The organism is Streptomyces sp. DH-12, assembly GCF_002899455.1.
GTDB lineage: Bacteria > Actinomycetota > Actinomycetes > Streptomycetales > Streptomycetaceae > Streptomyces.
Genome location: NZ_PPFB01000001.1, coordinates 5,030,253 through 5,052,924, shown reverse-complemented (window position 1 = coordinate 5,052,924; position 22,672 = coordinate 5,030,253). Strand labels below are relative to the sequence as shown.

Genomic DNA, 22,672 nt, shown 5'->3' with positions numbered 1-22,672 from the left:
GTGGTGAACGACCGGCCGGTGGACGCGCGTTCCCGCCGCGTTCACTCGTGCTGGTGAAGTTTGGGGAGGTCACAGGCGCTTGACCCCCTTGATGCGTCCGGCGCGGGCCGAGCGGGCGCGGGCCGCCTTGACCCGCAGGCCGTTGCGCTGGCCGCCGATGCGCAGGCCGGTGCCGCCGGAGAGCCAGCCCGAGGAGAGGTCCCCGGCCTTGGGGGAGTTCGTCTCGGCGAGGGGGTCGTTCTCGGCGCGCCGGGCCAGTGCCATCACGCCGGGCACCACGAAGGGGGCGAGCAGCAGGTCGTACAGGGCGGCGGTGAACAGCAGGCCGCCGAGGCCGACATGACGGGCCGCGGTGTCCCCGACGAGGGCGCCGACGCCGGCGTAGAGCAGGGTGGAGCCGACGGCGGCGGCGACCACCACGAGCATCGGTCCGGCCGCCGTCCTCACCTGCCCGTTCTCGGGTTTGACGAGTCCGGCGAGGTAGCCGATGACGCACAGCACGAGGGCGTAGCGCCCGGCCGCGTGGTCGGCGGGCGGCGCGAGGTCGGCGAGGAGGCCGGCGGCGAAGCCGACCAGGGCGCCGCCGACGTGCCCGTAGACCAGGGCGAGTCCGAGGACGACGAGCAGCAGCAGGTCGGGGACGGCGCCCGGGAGGTGGAGGCGGGCGAGGACGCTCACCTGGACGACGAGGGCGACGACGATCAGCGAGCTGGAGAGCAGGATCCGGTTGACGCGCATGGGGTGACAGCTCCTACTGCTCTGGCTGGTCGGGACCGTCGGCGGGCGCCGAGGGCGTGACGGTCACGGTCACGGTCGGCGTGGGGGTCGGCTCGGGCTTCTTGGGCAGCACCGTGTCGCGCGGGTCCTTCTTCGGCGCCTGGACGACGACGCCGACCACGTCGAGCTTGCTGAAGTTGACGAACGGCGTGACGTACAGGGTGCGGGTCAGGTCGCCGCCGGAGGGGTCGACGCGGGAGACGACGCCGACCGGGACGCCGGGCACGAACGGCTTGTCGGCCTGCGAGCCGAAGGTGACCAGCCGGTCGCCCTTCTTGATCTCGGCCTTGCCGTTGAGCAGTTCGACGCGCAGCGGGCGGTCTCCCTGGCCGGAGGCGAAGCCGAGTTCGTCGGTGGACTCCATGCGGGTGCCGACGGTGAAGTCGGGGTCGCTGGCGAGCAGCACGGTGGCGGTGCTCGGGCCGACGGTGGTGACGCGGCCGACCAGGCCGTCGCCGTTGAGGACGGTCATGTCGCGCTCGATGCCGTCGTCGGCGCCGGCGTCGATGGTGATGGTCCAGGAGAAGCCCTGGGCCGCTCCTATGGCGATGACCTGGGCGCCCTTGATGCCGTACTGGCCCTTGCCGGCGACGCCGAGCAGCTTGTCGAGCTGCTTGAGGCGGCTGCGGCTGCGGTCGTCGCTGCCGAGTTCGGCCTTGAGCGCCGCGTTCTCCCGCTCCAGCCGGGCGAGCCGGTCGTGGCGGTCGCCGGACTCGCGGACGGCGGTGACCGCGTTGCCGATCGGGTCGACCGCGCCGGACACGCCGTTCTCGATCGGGCCGAAGACCGACGCCGCCGCCTGCCGGGCACCGTCGACCGGTGAGTCCTCCCCACCGCGGATGTCCACCGTGATCAGCGCGAACGCGATGGCGATCAGCAGCACCAGGAGCAGCCGGCTCTCTTTCGTGTCCCTCACGTGCGGCGGCCGTGCCTTCCTCGTCGAGAACGGGTATGAGGTGGGGTCTGTTCAGGTTGTGGTGCGGGGTCTTCGGGGCGTCACCGCCCGGGCCGCCCCTCGATACCAGCGCTCCGCCGTACGAGAGGCGACGTCTCGTACGGCGGAGTCGTGGCGGTGTGTCATCTGCGGGGCTGGGCGTCCAGCACCTGCTGGAGGGCCTCGAACTCCTCGACGCACTTGCCGGAGCCGAGCGCCACGCTGTCCAGGGGGTCCTCGGCGATGTGGATCGGCATGCCGGTCTCCCGGCGCAGCCGCTCGTCGAGTCCGCGCAGCAGGGCGCCGCCGCCGGTCAGCACGATGCCCCGGTCCATGATGTCGCCGGACAGCTCGGGCGGGCACTTGTCGAGGGTCGTCTTGACCGCGTCCACGATGGCGTTGACCGGTTCCTCGATCGCCTTGCGCACTTCGGCGGCGGAGATCACCACGGTCTTCGGCAGCCCGGAGACGAGGTCCCGGCCACGGATTTCGGTGTGCTCGTCGGTGTCGAGGTCGTACGCCGAACCGATCGTGATCTTGATCTGTTCCGCCGACCGCTCACCCAGCAGGAGCGAGTACTCCTTCTTGATGTGCTGGATGATGGCGTTGTCCAGCTCGTCACCCGCGACCCGGATGGACTGGGCGGTGACGATGCCGCCGAGGGAGATGACCGCGACCTCCGTCGTGCCGCCGCCGATGTCCACCACCATGTTGCCGGTGGCCTCGTGGACCGGCAGGCCGGAGCCGATGGCGGCCGCCATGGGCTCCTCGATGATGTGCACCTGCCGGGCGCCGGCCTGGGACGACGCCTCGATGACGGCGCGGCGCTCGACGCCCGTGATGCCGGAGGGCACGCAGACGACGACCCGCGGACGAGCCAGATACCGCCGCTTGTGGATCTTCAGGATGAAGTAGCGGAGCATCCGCTCGGTGATCTCGAAGTCGGCGATGACGCCGTCCTTCAGCGGACGCACGGCGACGATGTTGCCCGGCGTGCGTCCGATCATCTTCTTCGCTTCGGCACCGACCGCGAGGATGCCACCGGTGTTGGTGTTGATCGCGACGACGGACGGCTCGTTGAGTACGATTCCGCGACCCCTGACGTACACCAGCGTGTTGGCGGTCCCGAGGTCGACAGCCATGTCACGGCCGATGAACGACATTGAGTTCCCCATCAGGATTCGTCTGGCCTTCCCGCGAGCTTTTGAGGGCTTCTCAGGTCGGCGAGGTGGGTGCGGTGACGCGATGGCGTCCATGGTAGACGTGCCTTCGCGAACACTGTGCGAGGGTCTTCGCCATTGTCGTCAGACGGCGCGTCGCCCTGCCTGTGGAGACGGGCCAACGGGGGCATCCGTTCCCCCGAACGCCGTGCGTATGCCAAAAACGGTCCGGGGCAAAGCTCCCAGACCCTCCGAGGCACGACAAATACCCGGGCCGCGGCCGCGACGTGATCGTTATGCGCGGATTTCGTCGCGGTTCCGCGTCCCGCGCGCGACGGCACCCTACCGTGTCCGTCCGGCCACACCGGGTCACCGCCGGATCCGCCCACGACGAGGCGCGCCGGTCACGGCTGCGACCGGCGCGCCTCGGAACGGCCTCAGGCGTGACCCGGGAAGAAGATCTTGATCTCCCGGTCGGAGGACTCCTCCGAGTCGGACGCGTGGATCAGGTTCTCCCGCACGATCACGCCGTAGTCGCCGCGGATCGAGCCCGGGGCGGCGGCGATGGGGTCGGTGGGGCCGGCGAGCCGGCGCACGCCCTCGATGACCCGCTCGCCCTCGACGATCATCGCGACGACCGGGCCGGACGCCATGAACTCCACGAGCGGCTCGTAGAAGGGCTTGCCCCGGTGCTCCCCGTAGTGCTGCTCCAGCGTGTCCTGGTCCAGCGTGCGCAGCTCCAGCGCGGTGATCCTCCAGCCGGCCTTGCGCTCGATGCGGCTGATGATCTCGCCGGTCAGGCCACGACGGACGGCGTCGGGCTTGAGGAGGACGAGGGTGCGCTGGGTCACTGCGGGCTCCTTGTGCGTCAAATGGTGCGGGGCAAAGAGGTTACCGGGCGTGTCGGACGGTCCGTCACGCAGTGTCGGGCTGCTCCGCCTGTGCGGCGAAACGGGCCTTCGCCTCGTCCACCTTTCGCCCGAAGTGCACCGACGCCCACCACAGCAGCGCGAACACCCCGCCCAGGAAGAACATCATCGGGACGAACACGCCGGAGGCGACGAGCGCGATCTGCAGCGCCCAGCCCAGGGCGACCCCGCCCGGCCGGCTGACCATCCCGCACAGCGCGACGGACAGGAACATGGCGATGCCGCAGACCGTCCACACCGTGCCGGTCGACAGGTCGGGCTGCTTCATCGCGACCAGACCGGCGAACCCGATGATGAAGAACTCGCCGATCAGCGTCGAAGAACAGAGCGTACGCACGGGATCTCAGCCCTTCCCCAGGAGCAGCCGGGCCTCGCCGACCGTGATGACGGAACCGGTGACGAACACACCGCCGCCCGCGAACTCGCCCTCCTCCTCGGCCAGCGTGATCGCGGCCTCCAGGGCGTCCGGCAGCCGCGGCTCGACCTGCACGCGCTCCTCGCCGAACACCTCCACGGCGACCGCGGCCAGCGCGTCGGCGTCCATCGCGCGGTGACTGGAGTTCTGGGTGACGACGATCTCGGCGAACACCGGCTCGAACGCCTCCAGCAGCTCACGCACGTTCTTGTCGCCGCTCGCGCCGACCACGCCGATCAGGCGGCTGAACTGGAAGGCCTCCCCGATCGCGGCGGCCGCCGCCCGCGCGCCCGCCGGGTTGTGCGCGGCGTCCAGCACGACGGTCGGCGACCGGCGCACCACCTCCAGCCGGCCCGGCGAGGCGACGGAGGCGAACGCCTTGCGCACGGTGTCGATGTCGAGCGATCCGGCGCGCTGGGCGCCGACGCCGAAGAACGCCTCGACGGCCGCGAGGGCCACCGCCGCGTTGTGCGCCTGGTGGGCGCCGTGCAGCGGCAGGTACACCTCGGTGTACTCGCCGCCCAGCCCGCGCAGCGTCATCAGCTGGCCGCCGACGGCGACCTGCCGGTCGAGGACGCCGAACTCCAGGCCCTCGCGGGCCACGGTGGCGCCCACCTCGACGGCCTTCTTCAGCAGCACCTGGGCGGCGTCCACCGGCTGCTGCGCCATGACCACCGTCGCGTCCGGCTTGATCACGCCGGCCTTCTCCCCGGCGATCTCCGCGGGCGTGCCGCCGAGCCGGTCGGTGTGGTCCAGGTCGATCGGCGTCACCACGGCGACGCCGGCGTCGATGACGTTCGTCGCGTCCCAGGCGCCGCCCATGCCGACCTCGACGACCGCCACGTCCACGGGCGCGTCGGCGAAGGCCGCGTACGCCATGCCGGTCAGCACCTCGAAGAAGGACAGCCGGTACTCCTGGGCGGCGTCGACCATCTCCACGTACGGCTTGACGTCCTGGTACGTCTCGATGAACCGCTCGGCGGAGACGGGCGCCCCGTCGAGGCTGATCCGCTCGGTGACGGACTGGACGTGCGGGGAGGTGTAGCGGCCGGTGCGCAGGTCGAAGGCGCCGAGGAGGGCCTCGATCATGCGGGCGGTGGAGGTCTTGCCGTTGGTGCCGGTGATGTGGATCGACGGGTACGAGCGCTGCGGCTCGCCCAGGACGTCCATCAGCGCGGAGATGCGGTCCACCGAAGGCTCGAGCTTGGTCTCGCCCCAGCGGGTGGCGAGCTCCGCCTCCACCTCGCGCAGGGCCTTGTCGACCTCGGGGTCGGCGGGGCGCGCGGGGACGTCCGCCTGCGGCGGGCCGCCCTGGGTGCGCAGCGTACGGCTGCCGGCCTCGATCACCGCGAGGTCGGGGTCGCGGCGGGTCTCCTCCTCCACGAGCTCCGCGAACTCGTCGAAGGTGTCGTCCGGGTCGGGACCTGCTGAATCTGGGCGCTCGCTCACGGTCCCCAGTCTACGGAGCGGCGCGGGTTCTCCCCCGCGCACCCCGGCGCGCGGTCAGCCGAGCCACTTCCGCCACCCGGGCCGTCCCCACAGCACGCTCACGGCGAAGGACAGCGCGGCCGCCGCCACCGCCGTCACGGCCAGCGCGACCGGCGCCCAGGGCCCGTCCGGCAGCCGCTCGGCGACCGGCCCGGCCAGCAGCCGCACCCACAGCAGATGCACCAGGTACGTCCCGAACGACGCGTCCGACAGCCGCGCCACCAGCGGCCGGACCCGCTCCGGCACCCGCACCCGGGCCACCGTGCCGAGCACCGCGAGGGTCACGGCGGCCACCGCCACGCTGCCGTACGCGGCGGGGTGGCGCACCGTGAGCTGGTACACGGCGAGGACGGCGAACGCGACCCCGGCGCCCACGGCCCACAGCGCGCGCGGCCCGAGGCGCGGGGCGGCGAGCAGGGCGGCGCCCGCCACCGCGTACACCACCGTGGACAGCGACACCGACCACCCCCAGTCGGGCGGCGCCCAGCCGGTGATCTCCCGCACGTCGCCGACGAGCGCGGGGGTGACGGCGAGGACGGCGAGCAGTGCCAGGGACCGGCCGGGCAGGGCACGCCGCCGCACCACCAGCACCACGACGCCGAGCAGCAGGATCAGGGGGACGTAGGCGTACAGGTACCAGAGGTGGAAGGAGGCCTCGACGGACCCGAAGAGCGCCCGCACCGCCTCCTCGCCCGTGCCGGCGCCGGGACCGCCGGTCAGGTACGCGCCCAGCAGGTAGAGCGCGGTCCACACGGCCATCGGGCGCAGGATCCGGTCGAGCCGGGCGAGCAGCCGGGCCTCGTCGCCCACGGGCGCGCCGGCCAGCGCGGCCCAGCCGGCCATCGCGAAGAACACCGGCACCGCGAACCGTCCGGCCGTGTCGCCGAGGATCCCGGTGGTGCGGTGGCCCGCGTCGATGAACTCGGCGGAGGCGTGCACCAGCACCACGGCGGCGGTGCACAGCACGCGCAGCAGGTCGATGTCGTGGCGCCGCTCCCGGCCGGCGGTGCGGTCCGGCGCTTCCGGCGCGGCGGCGGGGGACACGGGTGAGGACATCGGCGGGGACTCCTGGCGGCGGGGCCGGCCGGCGCACGGGGGCCGGACCGGCGGGGCGGAGCCCGCAGGTTCCCTCTCCCGGGTTACCGGGTCCCCACCGCGACGTGAACGGCCCCCGGCCGGAAGGTACCGGTCGGGGGCCGTCGGGGCCGCGGGCCTGGGGTCAGGCCTGGGGCAGCCGCTCGAGCTGGGTGCGGATGCGGACGATGTCCTCCTCCGCCTTGGCGAGCCGCGTGCGGATCTTGTCGACCACCTGGTCCGGGGCCTTGGCCAGGAACGCCTCGTTGCCGAGCTTCGCCGTCGCCTGGGCCTTCTCCTTCTCGGCGGCGGCGAGGTCCTTGGCGAGCCGCTTGCGCTCGGCGGCGACGTCGATCACGCCGGACAGGTCCAGCGCGACCTCGACACCGGCGACGGGCAGGGTCGCCGTGGCCGTGAAGGCCTCGCCCTCCGGCTGGAGCCGCAGCAGCTGGCGGACGGCCGGCTCGTGCGCGGCGAGGGCGGTGCCCTCCAGCGTGAGGCGGGCCGGGACCCGCTGGCCGGGCTGCAGCCCCTGGTCGGCGCGGAACCGGCGGACCTCGGTGATCACCGACTGGAGCGTGGCGATCTCCCGCTCGGCGGCCTCGTCGCGGAAGCCGCTGTCGGCCGGCCAGTCGGCGATGACGACGGACTCGCCGCCGGTCAGCGTCGTCCACAGGGTCTCGGTGACGAACGGGACCACCGGGTGCAGCAGCCGCAGCGTGACGTCGAGGACCTCGCCGAGGACGCGCTTGCTGACCTCGGCCGCCTCGCCGCCCGCCTGGAACGTCGTCTTGGACAGCTCGACGTACCAGTCGAAGACCTCGTCCCAGGCGAAGTGGAACAGCGCGTCTGACAGCTTGGCGAACTGGTAGTCGTCGTAGTACGCGTCGACCTCGGCGACGACCGAGTTCAGCCGGGACAGGATCCAGCGGTCGGTGGGCGACATCGCCGACGCGTCCGGCAGCGGGCCCTCGACCGTGGCGCCGTTCATCAGCGCGAAGCGCGTGGCGTTCCAGATCTTGTTGGCGAAGTTCCGCGAGCCCTGGACCCAGTCCTCGCCGATCGGCACGTCGACGCCGGGGTTGGCGCCGCGCGCCAGGGTGAAGCGGAGCGCGTCGGAGCCGTACTTGTCCATCCAGTCCAGCGGGTTGACCACGTTCCCGAAGGACTTGGACATCTTCTTGCCGTTCTGGTCACGGACCATGCCGTGCAGGGCGATGGTGTGGAACGGCGGGGTGCCGTCCATGGCGTAGAGGCCGAACATCATCATCCGGGCGACCCAGAAGAAGAGGATGTCGTAGCCGGTCACCAGGACGGAGTTCGGGTAGAACTTCGCGAGCGACTCGGTCCGCTCGGGCCAGCCCAGGGTGGAGAAGGGCCACAGGCCGGAGGAGAACCAGGTGTCGAGGACGTCGGAGTCCTGGCGCCAGCCCTCGCCGCTCGGCGGCTCCTCGTCCGGTCCGACGCAGACGACCTCGCCGTCCGGGCCGTACCAGACGGGGATGCGGTGGCCCCACCACAACTGCCGCGAGATGCACCAGTCGTGGAGGTTGTCGACCCAGTTGAAGTAGCGCTTCTCCATCTCCTGCGGGTGGATCGCGACCCGGCCGTCGCGGACCGCGTCGCCGGCCGCCTTGGCGAGCGGTCCGACCTTGACCCACCACTGCATGGACAGCCGCGGCTCGATGGTGGTCCTGCACCGCGAGCAGTGGCCGACGGAGTGGACGTAGGGGCGCTTCTCGGCGACGATCCGGCCCTCGGCGCGCAGCGCGGCGACGATGGCGGAGCGGGCCTCCAGGCGGTCCAGGCCGAGGAAGGGGCCGTGCGCGGTGATGACGGCGTGCTCGTCCATCACGGTGATGGACGGCAGGCCGTGGCGCTGGCCGATCTCGAAGTCGTTCGGGTCGTGGGCCGGGGTCACCTTGACGGCGCCGGTGCCGAACCCGGGGTCGACGTGCTCGTCGGCGACCACCGGGATGGAGCGGTCGGTCAGCGGCAGCTTGACGAGCTTGCCGACGAGGTGCTTGTAGCGCTCGTCCTCGGGGTGGACGGCGACGGCCGTGTCGCCGAGCATCGTCTCCGCGCGGGTCGTGGCCACGACGATGGTGTCGTCCCCCTCCCCGTACTTCATGGAGACGAGCTCGCCGTCGTCCTCCTGGTAGTTGACCTCGATGTCGGAGATCGCGGTCAGGCAGCGCGGGCACCAGTTGATGATGCGCTCGGCGCGGTAGATCAGCTCGTCGTCGTAGAGCCGCTTGAAGATCGTCTGAACGGCCTTGGACAGTCCCTCGTCCATGGTGAAGCGCTCACGCGTCCAGGCGACGCCGTCGCCGAGGCGGCGCATCTGGCCGCTGATCTGGCCGCCGGACTCGGCCTTCCACTTCCAGACCCGCTCGACGAACGCCTCGCGGCCCAGGTCGTGGCGGGACTTGCCCTCCTTGGCGAGCTCCCGCTCGACCACGTTCTGCGTGGCGATGCCGGCGTGGTCCATGCCGGGCTGCCACAGCGTCTCGTAGCCCTGCATGCGCTTGCGGCGGGTGAGGGCGTCGATCAGCGTGTGCTCGAAGGCGTGGCCGAGATGCAGGCTGCCGGTGACGTTCGGCGGGGGGATGACGACGGTGTACGGCGGCTTGTCGCTCTTCGCGTCCGCCTCGAAGTAACCCCGCTCCACCCAGCGCTCGTACAGCGGCCCCTCTACGTCGGCCGGCGCGTACTGGGTCGGCAGTTCGGTCGTGGGCGCTGGTGGCTGCTGCTGAGCGTTGTCGGTCACGCGCTCAGTTTAGAGCCGTCACGGCGCTGTCCCGAAACGCGATTCCTTTGTAACGGTGCGACCCCCGCCGGTCTGGGGTCGCCGACTCTGAGCCAGGATGTCAGCACCAGGTAAGCGTCCGGAGGGGAACCCCGTCATGAGTCACGACCAGCCGGGCCCGTACGGCGGGCAGCCGCAGCAGCCCGGTCCGTACGGGCAGCCGGGACCGTACGGCCAGCCGCCGCAGACCCCGCCCGGCCGGCCCGGCTACGGCTACCCCCAGCAGACGCCCCCGCCCGCCCAGCCCGGCCACGGCCACCCGCAGCAGCCGCCCTACGGCCAGCCGCCGCAGTACGGTCAGCCCCCGTACGGCCAGCCGCCGCAGTACGGTCAGCCCCCGTACGGCCAGCCGCCGCAGTACGGTCAGCCCCCGTACGGCATGCCGCCCCAGCCCCCCGCCTCCGGCGGCAAAGGCGGCGGCAAGGTGGCCGCGATCGTCGTCGGCGCCGTCGCGGTCGTCACGGCCATCGGCGTGGGCGCCTACTTCCTCCTCGGCGGCGACGGCGGCAGCAGCGCGGCCGGACTGACGGACGACGGCCCGCACAAGCTGACCACGCCGAAGACCGTGCTGGGCGAGTACGACCGGTTCGGCGACGGCGCCGAGGAGAGCGGCTCCGACACCGCGAAGGACATGGAGAGCAGCGGGGTCGAGAACGGCACCGCCGTCCTCGGCCAGTGGTCCACCGCCGACTTCGGCGACTACGACCCGGCCGACCCCGGCACCGCGGGCGACTTCCCCGACCGTTCCGAACTGCTGACCGCCAAGGGCGTCACCATGGTGGGCGGTTACGGCGAGATCGCCGACCCGGAGAAGACGCTGGACAAGTTCTTCTCCAACATCCAGGAGCAGGTCGAGAAGGCGTCCTCCGGCTCCTCGGGCGGCATGCAGAACGCCGAGCTGATCGGCGAGCCCGAGGAGGTCGAGATCGCCGGTACGGTGGCGAAGTGCCAGTCGACGAAGAGCACCAACGCGCTCACCGAGAAGGAGTCGACGGACTGGTTCTGCGCCTGGGCCGACCACAGCACGGTCGGCATGGTCTCGCCCGGCGACAACGCCGGCACGGGGGTCGACAAGGACACGGCGGTCGACCTCACCACCCGGCTCCGCGAGCAGATCCGCGTCAAGGTCTGACGGCACCGCAGCAGCGAACACGAGGGGGAACCCAGTCATGAGCTTCAACCAGCCGGGCCCGTACGGCGGGCAGCCCCAGCAGCCCGGCCCCTACGGCCAGCCGGGACCGTACGGCCAGCCGCCGCAGACCCCGCCCGGCCAGCCCGGCTACGGCTACCCCCAGCAGACGCCCCCGCCCGGCCAGCCCGGTTACGGCCACCCGCAGCAGCCCGGCCACCCGGGACACCCGGGAGTTCCGCCGCAGCAGCCGCAGTACGGTCAGCCCCCGTACGGCCAGCCGCAGTACGGCATGCCGCCCCAGCCCCCGGCGTCCGGCGGAGGCGGCGGCAAGAAGGCCGGGATCGTCGTCGGCGCGGTCGCGGTCGTCGCGGCCATCGGCGTGGGCGCGTACTTCCTCCTCGGCGGCGGCGGGGGCGCCGGCGGCCTGGAGGACGACGGCCCGCACAAGTTGACCGCACCCTCGTCGGTCCTCTCGAACAAGTACGACCGTCAGGGCCCGGCGCAGGAGAAGGAGGCCAGCTCCAGCGACGCCAAGGACCTGGCGACGGCCGGCGTGAGCGACGCGACCTCGGTCGGCGCCGTCTACTCCACCATCGACCTCACGCAGCTCGACCCCGAGGACTCGGCCGACGTGACGAAGCTGGAGTCGGCGGAGAACATCACCTACTTCGGCGTCTACGGCAAGGTCGAGGACCCGGAGAAGGCGCTCGACGTGATGTTCACGCAGATGCACAAGAACACCGACGACGAGAAGGTCAACCTGGTCGGCGAGCCCAAGTCGGTGTCCCCCGGCGGGCTGGACGGCGCCGTGATGAAGTGCCAGGAGGCCGAGACCCAGCACCCGGTCACCAAGAAGGACCAGACGACGTTCATGTGCGTGTGGGCCGACTACAGCACGGTCGCCGTGGTCGAGCCGACCGCCGCCGGCAAGACGTACTCGCTCGACGAGTCCGCGGAGCTGGCCGCCGACGTGCGCGAGGAGGTCCGGGTCGCCCAGTAGGCCCCGGGCACAGGAGAAGGGCGTCCGGCGCGGTGCGCCGGACGCCCTTTCGTCGTCCTGTGCCCGAACGCCCGGGAGGCGTGCGGACTACGCCGTCTTCTGCTCGCCCGAGCCCCGGCCGCGCGAGTCGCGCGGGATGAGGGTCGGGTTGACGTTGGAGAGCACCACGTCGGCGGTGATGACCACGCGGGCCACGTCCTTGCGGGACGGCACCTCGTACATCACGCCCTGGAGGACCTCCTCCATGATGGCGCGCAGGCCGCGGGCGCCGGTCTGGCGCAGGATCGCCTGGTCGGCGATGGCCTCCAGCGCCTCGCGCTCGAAGTCCAGCTCCACGCCGTCGAGTTCGAAGAGACGCTGGTACTGCTTCACCAGCGCGTTGCGCGGCTCGACGAGGATCTGCAGCAGCGCCTCGCGGTCGAGGTTGTGCACGCTGGTGATGACGGGGAGCCGGCCGATGAACTCGGGGATCATGCCGAACTTGACCAGGTCCTCCGGCATGACCTCCTCGAACTGGTCCTTGGACTCCATCTCCCGCTTGGAGCGGATCGTCGCGCCGAAGCCGATGCCCTTGGCGCCCGCCCGGCCCTCGATGATCTTCTCCAGACCGGCGAAGGCGCCGCCCACGATGAACAGCACGTTCGTCGTGTCGATCTGGATGAACTCCTGGTGCGGGTGCTTGCGTCCGCCCTGCGGCGGCACGGAGGCGGTGGTGCCCTCGAGGATCTTCAGCAGGGCCTGCTGCACGCCCTCGCCGCTGACGTCCCGGGTGATCGACGGGTTTTCGCTCTTTCGGGCGACCTTGTCGATCTCGTCGATGTAGATGATCCCGGTCTCGGCCTTCTTGACGTCGTAGTCGGCGGCCTGGATCAGCTTGAGCAGGATGTTCTCGACGTCCTCGCCGACGTAGCCGGCCTCGGTGAGCGCCGTGGCGTCGGCGATCGCGAACGGGACGTTCAGCATGCGGGCGAGGGTCTGCGCCAGCAGCGTCTTGCCGGAGCCCGTGGGGCCCAGCAGCAGGATGTTGGACTTCGCCAGCTCGATGGCGTCGTCACGGCCCTGGGCGCCGCCGTTCTCCCCGGCCTGGACGCGCTTGTAGTGGTTGTACACCGCGACGGAGAGGGCCTTCTTGGCCGCCTCCTGGCCCACCACGTACCCCTCGAGGAACTCGTAGATCTCGCGGGGCTTGGGGAGCTCCTCCCAGCGGACCTCGCTGGTCTCGGCGAGCTCCTCCTCGATGATCTCGTTGCAGAGGTCGATGCACTCGTCGCAGATGTACACACCGGGCCCTGCGATGAGCTTCTTGACCTGCTTCTGGCTCTTGCCGCAGAACGAGCACTTGAGCAGATCGCCGCCGTCACCGATGCGTGCCACGGTGTGCTTCCCCTTCGCCTGGGAGACGACCGGACGTCCGTGTCCGGCGGCTCCTGGTGCTGCCTTATGTCCGACGGTACCTTGCCTGGCCCCCCGTACGGGCCCCCCTCGGCACGGTTCACTTTGACGTGGACCGTGCCAAACCGTGCCAAGGGGCGGCAGACGTTACACCCCAGCCCCGCCTCAGCGCAGGCTGGAGTTGTCCATCTTCCGGGTGGTGATGATCTGGTCGATCAGGCCGTACTCCAGCGCGTCCTCGGCCGTGAGGATCTTGTCGCGCTCGATGTCCTCGCGGATCTTCTCGATCGGGCGGGTGGAGTGCTTGGCCAGCATGTCCTCCAGCTGCGTGCGCATGCGGAGGATCTCGTTGGCGGCGATCTCCAGGTCGGAGACCTGACCGCGGCCGGTCTCGCTGTACGGCTGGTGGATCAGCACCCGGGCGTTCGGCAGCGCCATGCGCTTGCCGGGCGTGCCGGCGGCGAGCAGGACCGCGGCGGCGGAGGCGGCCTGGCCCATGCACACCGTCTGGATGTCCGGCTTCACGTACTGCATCGTGTCGTAGATGGCGGTGAGCGCGGTGAAGGAGCCGCCGGGGCTGTTGATGTAGACCGAGATGTCCCGGTCGGGGTCCATCGACTCCAGGCACAGCAGCTGCGCCATGACGTCGTTGGCGGAGGCGTCGTCGATCTGCACGCCGAGGAAGATCACGCGCTCCTCGAAGAGCTTCGCGTACGGGTCGTACTCGCGGATGCCCTGGGAGGTGCGCTCGACGAAGCGCGGAATGACGTAACGGGACTCGGCCCGCGGACCGGTGTAGCGGCCCTGCGAGCCGGTGTCCTGCGCGGCCTGCGTACGGTCGTGGATCCCGCTGCCGGGGAATGCGTTCACGGTGTCTCCTGAAAGGGGCTGAGGCGGTCGGCTGGGGCTGCTGGGGCCCCCGGGCTCTCACGGGCCCGGGCGGGGTCCCACGGGGCTCGTGGAGCCTCGCGGGGTCCGCTCAGGCCCCGGTGCCGCCGCCGCCCGGCATGCCGGCGGCCGTGGCGATCACGTCGTCGATGAGGCCGTACTCCTTGGCCTCGAAGGCGTCGAACCAGCGGTCGCGGTCCGAGTCACGGGTGATCTGCTCGACCGTCTGGCCCGTGTGCTGGGCGGTGAGCTCGGCCATGCGCTTCTTGGTGTGCAGCAGCCGCTCGGCGTGGATCTTGATGTCCGAGGCGGAGCCGGCGAGGCCTGCGGAGGGCTGGTGGATCAGGATCTCGGCGTTGGGCAGCGCGAAGCGCTTGCCGGGGGTGCCGGCGCTGAGCAGGAACTGCCCCATGGACGCCGCGAGACCCATGGCGATCGTCACCACGTCGTTCTTGATGTACTGCATGGTGTCGTAGATCGCCATGCCGGCCGTGATCGAACCGCCGGGGCTGTTGATGTAGAGGTAGATGTCCTTGTCGGGGTCCGAGGCAAGGAGCAGCAGCTGTGCGGTGATCTTGTTCGCGATGTCGTCGTCGACCGGCTGGCCGAGGAAGATGATCCGCTCGCCGAGCAGCCGGTTGTAGACCTGGTCGCCGAGGCCACCACCGATGGAAGGCTCGCCGGCGGCTGAAGGCATCAGATTCGTCACGTATCCACCTGCTCGTCTTACGACGGCGCCGGGCCGTCTCACGTGTTCCCTGCGGGGCGGGAGCCGTATCGGAGACTCCACTGCCCTGGTATTCATGGACCCTAACGCGCGGGTCCCTTCGGGGAATCCCGGAGATGGGGGTGTTCGCCGGGGGCGTAGTCGGCGGGGCCGTGCGGGCTCTCGCCGTGAGGCGTGCGGCCGGTGCCCGGCTGCGGGCGCGTCGTGGCTGATCGCGCGGTTCCCCGCGCCCCTGGAGGTATCGGCCGTTCCGGGTGGTGAGAAGGCCCCGGGGTCTCACCCCGGGGCCTTCTCAGTCGATCACCGTGCCGGGGGCTCAGCCCTCGGTCTTCTCCTCGGCCTTCTCGTCAGCCTTCTCGTCGGCGGAGGTCTCCGCGGCCTCGGTCTCCGCGGCCTCGGCCTCAGGAGCCTCGGCGGCCTCGTCCTCCTCGTCGTCGAGGTCGACGATCTCGCCGTTGGTGTCCTTGACCGTGGCCTTCTCGACCACGACGGCCAGGGCCTTGCCGCGGGCGACCTCACCGACGAGCAGCGGGACCTGACCCTGCTCGACGACGGCCTGCGCGAACTGGTCGGGGGACATGCCGGAGGAGGCCGCACGCCGCATGAGGTGCTCGGTGAGCTCCTCCTGGTTGACGTTGAGCTTCTCCTGCTTCACGAGCTCGTCGAGCACGAACTGGGTCTTGATGCCCTTGATCGCGGCCTCGCGGGTCTCGTTCTCGAACTCCTCCTCGGTCTTGCCCTGGATCTCCAGGTACTTCGCGAGGTCCAGGCCCATCTGGCCCAGCTGGTGGTGCTCGAGGTTGTGCTTGCGGGTGTTGATCTCGTCCTCGAGCAGCTTCTCGGGGACGGGGACCTCGACCAGCTCGAGCAGCTTGTCCAGGACGCGCTCCTGCGCCTGCGTGGCCTGGTCGTACTGCTTCATGTTCTCCAGGCGCTTGCGGCTGTCCGCCTTCAGCTCCTCGAGGGTGTCGAACTCGGAGGCGAGCTGCGCGAACTCGTCGTCCAGCTCGGGCAGCTCGCGCTTGGCGACCTGGGTGACCTTGACGGTGACCTCGGCCTCCTTGCCGGCCGCCGAGCCGCCCTTCAGCTCGGAGGTGAAGGTGGCCTCGCCACCGGCCTCCAGGCCCTTCACGGCGTCGTCGATGCCGTCCAGCAGCTCACCGGAGCCGATCGTGTAGGAGACGCCGTTGGCGACGCCGTCCTCGAGGACCTCGCCCTCGACCTTGGCCTCCAGGTCGATGGTGACCACGTCGCCGTCCTCGGCGGCCCGCTCGACCGGGGAGGTGGAGGCGAAGCGCTCACGGAGCTCCTCGACCGACTTCTCCACGTCCTCGTCGGTGACCTCGACGGCGTCGACCTCGACCTCGATGCCGGAGTAGTCCGGGATCTCGATGGCCGGGCGGACGTCGACCTCGGCGGTGAAGTTCAGCGTCTCGCCGTCCTTCAGCTCCGTGATGTCGACCTCGGGCTGGCCCAGCGGGCTCAGCTCCGCCTCGTTCACGGCGTCGGTGTAGAACTTCGGGAGGGCGTCGTTGACCGCCTCCTCCAGGACCGCACCGCGGCCGAAGCGCTGGTCGATGACCCGGGCCGGGACCTTGCCCTTGCGGAAGCCCTTCACCGTGACCTGCTGGTTGATCTTCTTGTACGCCGCGTCGAGGCTGTCCTTGAGCTCCTCGAAGGGCACCTCGACAGTGAGCCGAACCCGGGTCGGGTTCAGGGTCTCCACGGCGCTCTTCACGGTTCGGTCTCCTTGTGGCTGACTTCTCGGGTTCTGCCGGGACCAGAACGGTCCGGCCGATTCGCCGCCCGGAGGACTTCAGAGACACACGGGCGTGCAGCTTGCATAGTAACGGCAGCGACTGCGGCACCCAAAAGGCTGCGATCACCGATGGTGAGGAGATGGCTGGTCGGGGTGGCGGGATTTGAACCCACGGCCTTCCGCTCCCAAAGCGGACGCGCTACCAAGCTGCGCCACACCCCGTCTGGTCGATCCGTAGGGTACATGCACGCGGGCGAAAGGGCCGCCGCCTTTGCCTCCGCGGTGCGGCACCCGGCGGCCGGCCGGACACGGGGTGTGCGTCGAGGGCGTGCGACCCGCTACGATGCCTGTCGGTGCCGCGGTCGCAAACGCGCGGCGCGCACCGTGCGGGCGTAGCTCAATGGTAGAGCCCCAGTCTTCCAAACTGGCTACGCGGGTTCGATTCCCGTCGCCCGCTCCGGAAGGGCTGAGGCCCAGGTGAGAGGGTGTGTACCCGCTCCCTGGGCCTTCGTCGTCCCCAGGCCGCCCCGGTCCTTCGTGCCCGGTCAGGCGGCCCCGTGCCGCCTGGCGACGCCGCGTATCTCCTGTGCGGCGTCCGGCCGCTCCAGCACCATCGTCCCGGCCTCGCGCCCGTCGTGGTGGACGCGCAGCCGCGGACCCTCGGCGATCAGGCGCAGCTCCGGCAGCGGATGCCGCCACAGCAGGGCGTCGCGCTCCCCCATCTCCATGCTCCGCGTGGTCAGGCGGATCTGGTACCGCGGACCCTCATGGGCGGCCGGCGGGGTGTGCTCCCTGTGCGGGGGCCGGACGGTGCAGGTGCCGGGCACCGTCCGGCCCCCGGCTCCAGGACCTCGCTGCGGACACCGCGCCGGCGGCCGGTCCGCGATCCGGCCGCCGGTCATGGCGTTGCCGCACGCCTTCGGCCGCGGAGGGGGTGGTGCGGGAGCGGCGCATGCGGCGCGCGAGGCTGATCGGCGCGGCCGGGACGGCCTTCCGGGGCGCTTGCCCGTTCCCGTCGCCCTCCCGACACGGCTCGGGGCCGGTCCGGGCGTGTCCGGACCGGCCCCGAGCCGTGTCAGTGTGCGGACCGCTGCCGCGTGGGGACGGGGGGCGGGGTCAGAAGCTGATCGAGTTGATCATGTCGGCTATCGAGTCCAGGAACCGCTGGATGTCGTCGGCCATGCCCGTCGAGGCGAGGAAGAAGCCGAAGAGGACGGCGACGATCGCCGGGCCGGGCTTGAGGGAGCCCCCTCTCATCAGCACCACCAGGATGATCGCCAACAGCAGCACCACTGACAGTGAAATGGCCACAACTGATCACACCCTTGGTCGGTTCGGCTTCGCCGGCCCGGGCGACGCATCCCCGCGCACCCCGCCAGAACCATCGTGCCACCAACACGCCCGGGTCATGCGGAGGCTGACACATCATCCGCCCCACAGCCGTGCCGTCGTCGCCGGCGCGACGGACGGACCGCGGCGGCTCGCGGGCCTTTCGGATGCAACATCTGTTTGCCGCACGGCAATTCGAGAGAACACCAGCGCGGGGAATTGGAAGATCTCCTGAGCGTTTATGCGCGACTTGCGGACGTCTCCCTCCCCGCACCCTCACCATGTGTTCGCAAGTGATTCGAATGCCCCGTATTCCGCCCGGACAAGGGAACACGTCATCGGAGTCGCCCCACGCCCCGATGACCGGATTGGTCCGGGACGATCCTGACAAAAAGGGCCGGAACGGGAGGCAAAGCGGCACACCTTCCCTTGTGTCGCCCCTCACGCCGACGGCATGCGCGCATTGCCGAATCAGGGGTACTCGAACGCGATAACCAGGAATGACGTCGGGCGTTTTACGGATTCCCGAGGACAACGCTAGGGTGCCTGAGATGTTCCACGCTGCTTCGTCCCCCGCAAGCGCAGCGAGCTCCCCGATCGCCTTCCCGCGTCCCCGCCGGGAGGGCCAGTGACGAACTCGCAGCGACCGTACGGCAACAGCAGGACGCCGCTCCCTCCGGCGCGGACCCCCGAGGACTCCCGGCCCGCACCGGGCGGCAGACGGCGCGACGCCTTCTTCGACAACGCCAAGTACCTGGCGATCGTGCTGGTGGCCGTCGGCCACGCCTGGGGACAGATCCTGCACGACGGGGCGGTCGAGACCGCCTACCGGGTCGTGTACACGTTCCACATGCCGGCGTTCATCCTCATCTCCGGCTACTTCTCCCGCAGCTTCGACCTGCGCCCTCGGCACATCCAGCGGCTGATCACCGGAGTCGTCGTCCCCTACGTGGTCTTCGAGACCGCGTACTCCCTCTTCGCGCGCTACGGCAACGACGAGCCGGAGCGCGGCATCACGCTGCTGGACCCCACCTACCACCTGTGGTTCCTGTGCGCGCTGTTCGTGTGGCGGCTGACCACACCGGTGTGGAAGACGATCCGGCACCCGCTGCCGGTCTCGCTGGTCCTCGCCGCGCTGGGCTCGGTGTCCCCGCAGATCGGCGACGACCTGGAGCTGCAGCGGGTGCTGCAGTTCCTCCCCTTCTTCGTGCTGGGCCTGACCCTGCGGCCCGAGCACTTCCGGATGGTCAAGCGCCGCTCGGTGCGCCTGCTGTCCGTGCCGGTGTTCGTCGCGGTGGCGGTCGCGGCCTGGTGGACGATCCCGCACCTGCGGCTCGGCTGGCTGTACCACAGCGACGCCGCCCAGGAGTTGGGCGCCGCCTGGTGGGCCGGGCCGCTCGTGGTGGCCGCCACGCTCGGCTGCTCGCTGGTGACGACCGTCTGCTTCTTCGCCTGGGTGCCGCGCCGCCGCATGTGGTTCACGGCCCTCGGCGCGGGCACGGTCTACGGCTATCTGCTGCACGCCTTCCTGGTGCGGGCGGGCAACTACACGGACTTCTACGACCAGCCCGCGCTGCGCGAGCCGCTCGGTGTGCTGGGCCTCACCCTCTTCGCGGCCGCCGCGGTGACGCTGATGTGCACCCGGCCGGTGCAGCGGGCGCTGCGGTGCGTGGTGGAGCCGCGCATGGACTGGGCGTTCCGGCAGGACGCGGGCGGAGCGGTCCGGGTCCGTGAGCGGCCCCGGACCGCCGAGGTGCGCGCGCCCGGCGAGAAGGTCTCCGTCTAGGCCAGGCCGAGGAGGGCGCGCATCCGCGCGTACTTGGCCGTCAGCCGGGTGCGGGTGGCGTCGTCGAGGACGGCGAGGCGGGCCGGGTCGGCGTTGTGCGCCAGGTCCGCCTCCTTCACCAGCAGCGCGCCCGGGGTGGCCAGGACGCGGGCCGCGTAGTCCTCGGGCGGCTCGCCGGACCGCTTGGTCACGGCGCGCACGATGTCCTTGGTGCGCCGGGTGAGCGCCGCCTCCTCCAGCCACGCGTGGCTGAGCCTGTCGTCCTCCACGGCGTCGTGCAGCCAGGCCGCCGCGACCTGCTCGTCGTCGCCGCCGCGCCGCCGTACGCCCTCGGCGACCGCCTGGAGGTGTCCGGCGTAGGGGCGGCCCGCCTTGTCGGTCTGGCCGGCGTGCGCGGCGCGGGCGGCGGCCTCGACCTCGGCCAGGTCCATGATCGGTGTCCGGTCCACGTCTCCAGTGTGCCCGGCGCCGCTCAGCGGGCGGCGGCCGCGGTGGGGCCCTCGCGGCAGATCAGCAGCAGCGCCCGGTCGTCGTTGACGTCCTTGGCGACGGCCTCGATGAGGTGCCAGGCGGCGTCGTGGAAGCCTCCGGCGACATAGCGGTCGGCCTCGCCGGTGAGCCGGTCGATGCCCTCGACCATGTCCCGGTCGGAGGTCTCCACCAGGCCGTCCGTGAAGAGCATCAGCACGTCACCGGGGCGCAGCGAGCCCTTCACCGGGTCGAACTGGGCGCCGTCGTACACGCCCAGCAGGGGGCCGTCGGCCGCCTTCTCCTCCCAGCGGCCGCTGCCCGCGCTGAGCTGGAGGCCCGGCGGGTGTCCTGCGGAGTAGAGCTCGTAGTCGCCGGAGTCCAGGTCGAGGACGAGGTGGATGGAGGTGGCGAACCCCTCGTCCCAGTCCTGGCGGAGGAGATAGCCGTTGGCGGCGGGCAGGAAGTCGTGCGGGGGCAGGCTGCCGAGCAGTCCGCCGAAGGCGCCGGACAGCAGCAGGGCGCGCGATCCGGCGTCCATGCCTTTGCCGGAGACGTCGGTGAGGACGACCTCCAGGGTGCGTCCGCCGTTGGTGCGGGCCGCGACCACGAAGTCGCCGGAGAAGGACTGGCCGCCCGCCGGGCGCAGCGCCATCTCCCGGTGCCAGCCCGAGGGCAGTTTGGGCAGTTTGCTCTGCACCCGGATGCGTTCGCGCAGGTCGAACAGCATGGTGCCGCCGCGCCGCCAGGGCACGCCGACCCGGCTGCGGAACTGCGCGACGAGCAGGCCGAAGAAGCCGCAGGCCGCGACGACCAGGACCACGCCGGGGGTGACCCGGGCCACGCCCTCGGTGTACGGGCCGAGTTGGACGGCTTCCACGATCAGCGCGGTGGCCGCCGCCGCGTACAGTCCGAGCAGGCTGGCCGGGCGCAGCAGCAGGCCGCCCGCGACGATCGGGACGCACAGGGCGGCCGGCGCGCACCACACGGAGTTGGCGAGGGTGCCGGCGGTGATCAGCGGGACGGTGAGGAGCAGCCCGACGAGCGCGATCCAGTCGGAGCCGTCGCCGCGGAACCAGTCGACGGCGGCCCGGCGCACGCCGACGCGGACCCGGTGCCACTGCTTCTTCACCCGGGCCGTGAACGTCTCGGCCGCCGCGCGCCGCTCTCGTCCTGCTGCCATCAGTTCGGGACCCTATCCATCCAACCGGCCGCTTGGCACGGGAGGTCCAGCTTGTCCCCTCGGACGGGGACCTGACTCACAGTGAACTTCACGCGGGGGCGTTCTGGGACCGGGGCGGCGGAAATTGCCTCGCCCGGATCGCGGAGCCCTGGTAGGCATGCCTCATGACGAACGATCGGACGGGCCGCGCGCCCGAGCTGCGGGCCCTGCGGCCGGACGAGTGGGACATGATGTACGGGAACCTCGTGCGTGCCTTCGGCGGCGTCCCGGAGTCGGACGAGGAGCGGGAACTGTGGCGCTCCCTCACCGAGTTCGAGCGTTCGCTGGCCGTCTGGGACGGTGACCGGTGCGTGGGGACCGCGGGCGCCTTCTCGTTCCGGCTGACGGTGCCCGGCGGGGCCTCGGTGCCGGCCGCGGGCGTCACCATGGTGAGCGTGGCGGCCACGCACCGGCGGCGCGGGGTGCTGACGTCGATGATGCGGCGGCAGCTGGACGACGTCCGCTCCTGGGGCGAGCCGCTGGCGGTGCTCACGGCGTCGGAGCCGGCGATCTACGGCCGGTTCGGCTACGGAGCGGCCACCTTCCAGCTGGACGCGGAGATCGACACCGTGCGCACGGGTCTGACGGTGCCGGACGGCACGGATGACGTACACGTGCGGTACGCGGAGCCCGCCGAGGTGCTGGACGTCTGCGAGGGGATCTACGCCCGGCTGGTGCCCGGCCGGCCCGGGATGCTGGCGCGGCGGCCCGGCTGGGAGCGGGTCGGACTGCTCGACCCGGCGAGCGAGCGGGGCGGTGCGTCGCCGCTGCAGTGCGTGGTCGCCGAGCGCGACGGGGAGAGCGTCGGGTACGCGCGGTTCCGGGTGAAGCCGTCCTGGGATCCGGGCGGGCCCGAGGGCCAGGTGGTGCTGAGCGCCCTGGAGTCGCTGGACCCGGCGGCGGATGCGGCGCTGTGGCGGTTCCTGTTCGAGATCGACCTGACGTCGTCGCTGGTGGCCCGGGGGCGGCCGGTCGACGAGGGCTGGCAGTACCTGGTGTCGGACATACGGCGCTGCCGTCCGGCCCGCCGGGACGCGCTCTACGTGCGGCCGGTGGAGGTCGCAGCGGCGCTGGCGGCGCGCACGTACCGGACCCCCGTGGACGTGGTGCTGGAGGTGGAGGACGCCTTCTGCCCGTGGAACGCGGGGCGCTGGCGGCTGAGCGGGGACGCCAAGGGGGCGTCCTGCGAGCGCACCCGGGACACGGCCGAACTCGCTCTGTCCGTGCGGGACCTGGGCGCCGCCTACCTGGGCGGGGTGAGCCTGACCGCGCTGGCGGCGGCCGGACGGGTGCGCGAGCTGCGGGGCGGCGCGCTGGCCGAGGCGTCCCTCGCCTTCGGCAGCGACCCGGCGCCGTGGCTGCCGCACGGCTTCTGACCCGGGG

Annotated in this window: 20 protein-coding genes and 2 tRNA genes; 5 read left to right on the top strand and 17 right to left on the bottom strand. The window is 71.4% G+C overall.

Translation table 11 applies throughout. The features are described from left to right. Positions 1-69: 69 nt before the first annotated feature. The 8 genes from mreD to C1708_RS21640 form a co-directional block, all read right to left on the bottom strand. Positions 70-738: a rod shape-determining protein MreD gene (gene mreD / locus C1708_RS21675; RefSeq protein WP_106414237.1), complete on the bottom strand. Its 669-nt coding sequence runs from the start codon at positions 736-738 to the stop codon at positions 70-72. Positions 739-751: 13 nt separating this feature from the next. Beyond that, positions 752-1,693 (bottom strand): rod shape-determining protein MreC, encoded by a 942-nt coding sequence (gene mreC / locus C1708_RS21670; protein ID WP_106414236.1) that lies wholly within the window; start codon positions 1,691-1,693, stop codon positions 752-754. A 161-nt stretch (positions 1,694-1,854) separates the two neighbouring features. Beyond that, positions 1,855-2,874, bottom strand: coding sequence for a rod shape-determining protein (locus tag C1708_RS21665; protein ID WP_024887540.1), 1,020 nt, complete (start codon positions 2,872-2,874; stop codon positions 1,855-1,857). A 434-nt stretch (positions 2,875-3,308) separates the two neighbouring features. Further along, the gene (gene ndk / locus C1708_RS21660) at positions 3,309-3,722 is read right to left on the bottom strand and encodes a nucleoside-diphosphate kinase (protein WP_106414235.1); all 414 of its coding nucleotides are present in this window, start codon (positions 3,720-3,722) and stop codon (positions 3,309-3,311) included. 64 nt (positions 3,723-3,786) lie between these two features. After that, a complete protein-coding gene (locus tag C1708_RS21655) occupies positions 3,787-4,137 on the bottom strand; it encodes a DUF4233 domain-containing protein (RefSeq protein WP_106414234.1) in 351 nt (116 codons plus the stop codon). A 6-nt stretch (positions 4,138-4,143) separates the two neighbouring features. Further along, positions 4,144-5,664 carry a bifunctional tetrahydrofolate synthase/dihydrofolate synthase gene (gene folC / locus C1708_RS21650; RefSeq protein WP_106414233.1) on the bottom strand — a complete coding sequence of 507 codons (1,521 nt, stop codon included), beginning with the start codon at positions 5,662-5,664 and terminating at the stop codon, positions 4,144-4,146. Positions 5,665-5,718: 54 nt separating this feature from the next. Then, on the bottom strand, positions 5,719-6,759 hold the full coding sequence (locus C1708_RS21645; protein ID WP_106414232.1) for an acyltransferase: 1,041 nt from the start codon (positions 6,757-6,759) through the stop codon (positions 5,719-5,721). A 163-nt stretch (positions 6,760-6,922) separates the two neighbouring features. Continuing rightward, positions 6,923-9,547: a valine--tRNA ligase gene (locus C1708_RS21640; RefSeq protein ID WP_106414231.1), complete on the bottom strand. Its 2,625-nt coding sequence runs from the start codon at positions 9,545-9,547 to the stop codon at positions 6,923-6,925. Positions 9,548-9,683: 136 nt separating this feature from the next. Here C1708_RS21640 and C1708_RS21635 point away from each other — a divergent pair, with 136 nt between their 5' ends. After that, positions 9,684-10,718 carry a hypothetical protein gene (locus C1708_RS21635; protein ID WP_106414230.1) on the top strand — a complete coding sequence of 345 codons (1,035 nt, stop codon included), beginning with the start codon at positions 9,684-9,686 and terminating at the stop codon, positions 10,716-10,718. A gap of 37 nt (positions 10,719-10,755) precedes the next feature. Further along, the gene (locus tag C1708_RS21630; RefSeq protein WP_106414229.1) at positions 10,756-11,718 is read left to right on the top strand and encodes a hypothetical protein; all 963 of its coding nucleotides are present in this window, start codon (positions 10,756-10,758) and stop codon (positions 11,716-11,718) included. A gap of 87 nt (positions 11,719-11,805) precedes the next feature. Here the strand turns inward: C1708_RS21630 and clpX are convergent, their stop codons facing one another. From clpX to C1708_RS21605, 5 genes are all read right to left on the bottom strand, one after another. Next, entirely contained in the window at positions 11,806-13,092 is a 1,287-nt protein-coding gene (gene clpX, locus C1708_RS21625; RefSeq protein WP_019527658.1) for an ATP-dependent Clp protease ATP-binding subunit ClpX, read from the bottom strand. Between the two features lie 183 nt (positions 13,093-13,275). Next, the gene (locus C1708_RS21620; protein ID WP_106414228.1) at positions 13,276-13,980 is read right to left on the bottom strand and encodes an ATP-dependent Clp protease proteolytic subunit; all 705 of its coding nucleotides are present in this window, start codon (positions 13,978-13,980) and stop codon (positions 13,276-13,278) included. 109 nt (positions 13,981-14,089) lie between these two features. Continuing rightward, positions 14,090-14,695, bottom strand: a complete 606-nt coding sequence (locus C1708_RS21615) for an ATP-dependent Clp protease proteolytic subunit (protein ID WP_030858107.1) — start codon at positions 14,693-14,695, stop codon at positions 14,090-14,092. Positions 14,696-15,041: 346 nt separating this feature from the next. Then, entirely contained in the window at positions 15,042-16,463 is a 1,422-nt protein-coding gene (gene tig / locus C1708_RS21610) for a trigger factor (protein WP_106414227.1), read from the bottom strand. Between the two features lie 166 nt (positions 16,464-16,629). Next, a tRNA-Pro gene (locus C1708_RS21605) sits at positions 16,630-16,706 on the bottom strand. A 164-nt stretch (positions 16,707-16,870) separates the two neighbouring features. Between C1708_RS21605 and C1708_RS21600 the strand changes: the two genes are divergently transcribed. Continuing rightward, positions 16,871-16,941, top strand: a tRNA-Gly gene (locus C1708_RS21600). 88 nt (positions 16,942-17,029) lie between these two features. Here the strand turns inward: C1708_RS21600 and C1708_RS35180 are convergent. After that, positions 17,030-17,212: a hypothetical protein gene (locus C1708_RS35180; protein WP_241911305.1), complete on the bottom strand. Its 183-nt coding sequence runs from the start codon at positions 17,210-17,212 to the stop codon at positions 17,030-17,032. Positions 17,213-17,600: 388 nt separating this feature from the next. Further along, positions 17,601-17,795 carry a hypothetical protein gene (locus C1708_RS21590; RefSeq protein ID WP_106414226.1) on the bottom strand — a complete coding sequence of 65 codons (195 nt, stop codon included), beginning with the start codon at positions 17,793-17,795 and terminating at the stop codon, positions 17,601-17,603. 646 nt (positions 17,796-18,441) lie between these two features. Here C1708_RS21590 and C1708_RS21585 point away from each other — a divergent pair. After that, the gene (locus tag C1708_RS21585) at positions 18,442-19,599 is read left to right on the top strand and encodes an acyltransferase family protein (RefSeq protein ID WP_106414225.1); all 1,158 of its coding nucleotides are present in this window, start codon (positions 18,442-18,444) and stop codon (positions 19,597-19,599) included. Here C1708_RS21585 and C1708_RS21580 read toward each other — a convergent pair. Together C1708_RS21580 and C1708_RS21575 are read right to left on the bottom strand one after the other, a co-directional pair. Then, positions 19,596-20,030 carry an HD domain-containing protein gene (locus C1708_RS21580; protein WP_106416415.1) on the bottom strand — a complete coding sequence of 145 codons (435 nt, stop codon included), beginning with the start codon at positions 20,028-20,030 and terminating at the stop codon, positions 19,596-19,598. The genes C1708_RS21585 and C1708_RS21580 overlap by 4 nt on opposite strands. Before the next feature lie 41 nt (positions 20,031-20,071). Next, the gene (locus C1708_RS21575) at positions 20,072-21,250 is read right to left on the bottom strand and encodes a PP2C family protein-serine/threonine phosphatase (RefSeq protein ID WP_106414224.1); all 1,179 of its coding nucleotides are present in this window, start codon (positions 21,248-21,250) and stop codon (positions 20,072-20,074) included. Between the two features lie 164 nt (positions 21,251-21,414). Here C1708_RS21575 and C1708_RS21570 point away from each other — a divergent pair, with 164 nt between their 5' ends. Next, entirely contained in the window at positions 21,415-22,665 is a 1,251-nt protein-coding gene (locus C1708_RS21570; RefSeq protein WP_106414223.1) for a GNAT family N-acetyltransferase, read from the top strand. Positions 22,666-22,672 lie beyond the last annotated feature (7 nt).

Excerpts from the sequence above, each read along its gene's own strand:
- mreD (WP_106414237.1), bottom strand. The coding sequence starts at position 738 with ATGCGCGTCAACCGGATCCTGCTCTCCAGCTCGCTGATCGTCGTCGCC.
- C1708_RS21665 (WP_024887540.1), bottom strand. The coding sequence starts at position 2,874 with ATGTCGTTCATCGGCCGTGACATGGCTGTCGACCTCGGGACCGCCAAC.
- C1708_RS21645 (WP_106414232.1), bottom strand. The coding sequence starts at position 6,759 with ATGTCCTCACCCGTGTCCCCCGCCGCCGCGCCGGAAGCGCCGGACCGC.
- C1708_RS21635 (WP_106414230.1), top strand. The coding sequence starts at position 9,684 with ATGAGTCACGACCAGCCGGGCCCGTACGGCGGGCAGCCGCAGCAGCCC.
- C1708_RS21630 (WP_106414229.1), top strand. The coding sequence starts at position 10,756 with ATGAGCTTCAACCAGCCGGGCCCGTACGGCGGGCAGCCCCAGCAGCCC.
- C1708_RS21615 (WP_030858107.1), bottom strand. The coding sequence starts at position 14,695 with ATGCCTTCAGCCGCCGGCGAGCCTTCCATCGGTGGTGGCCTCGGCGAC.
- C1708_RS35180 (WP_241911305.1), bottom strand. The coding sequence starts at position 17,212 with ATGGAGATGGGGGAGCGCGACGCCCTGCTGTGGCGGCATCCGCTGCCG.
- C1708_RS21580 (WP_106416415.1), bottom strand. The coding sequence starts at position 20,030 with ATGGACCTGGCCGAGGTCGAGGCCGCCGCCCGCGCCGCGCACGCCGGC.
- C1708_RS21575 (WP_106414224.1), bottom strand. The coding sequence starts at position 21,250 with ATGGCAGCAGGACGAGAGCGGCGCGCGGCGGCCGAGACGTTCACGGCC.
- C1708_RS21570 (WP_106414223.1), top strand. The coding sequence starts at position 21,415 with ATGACGAACGATCGGACGGGCCGCGCGCCCGAGCTGCGGGCCCTGCGG.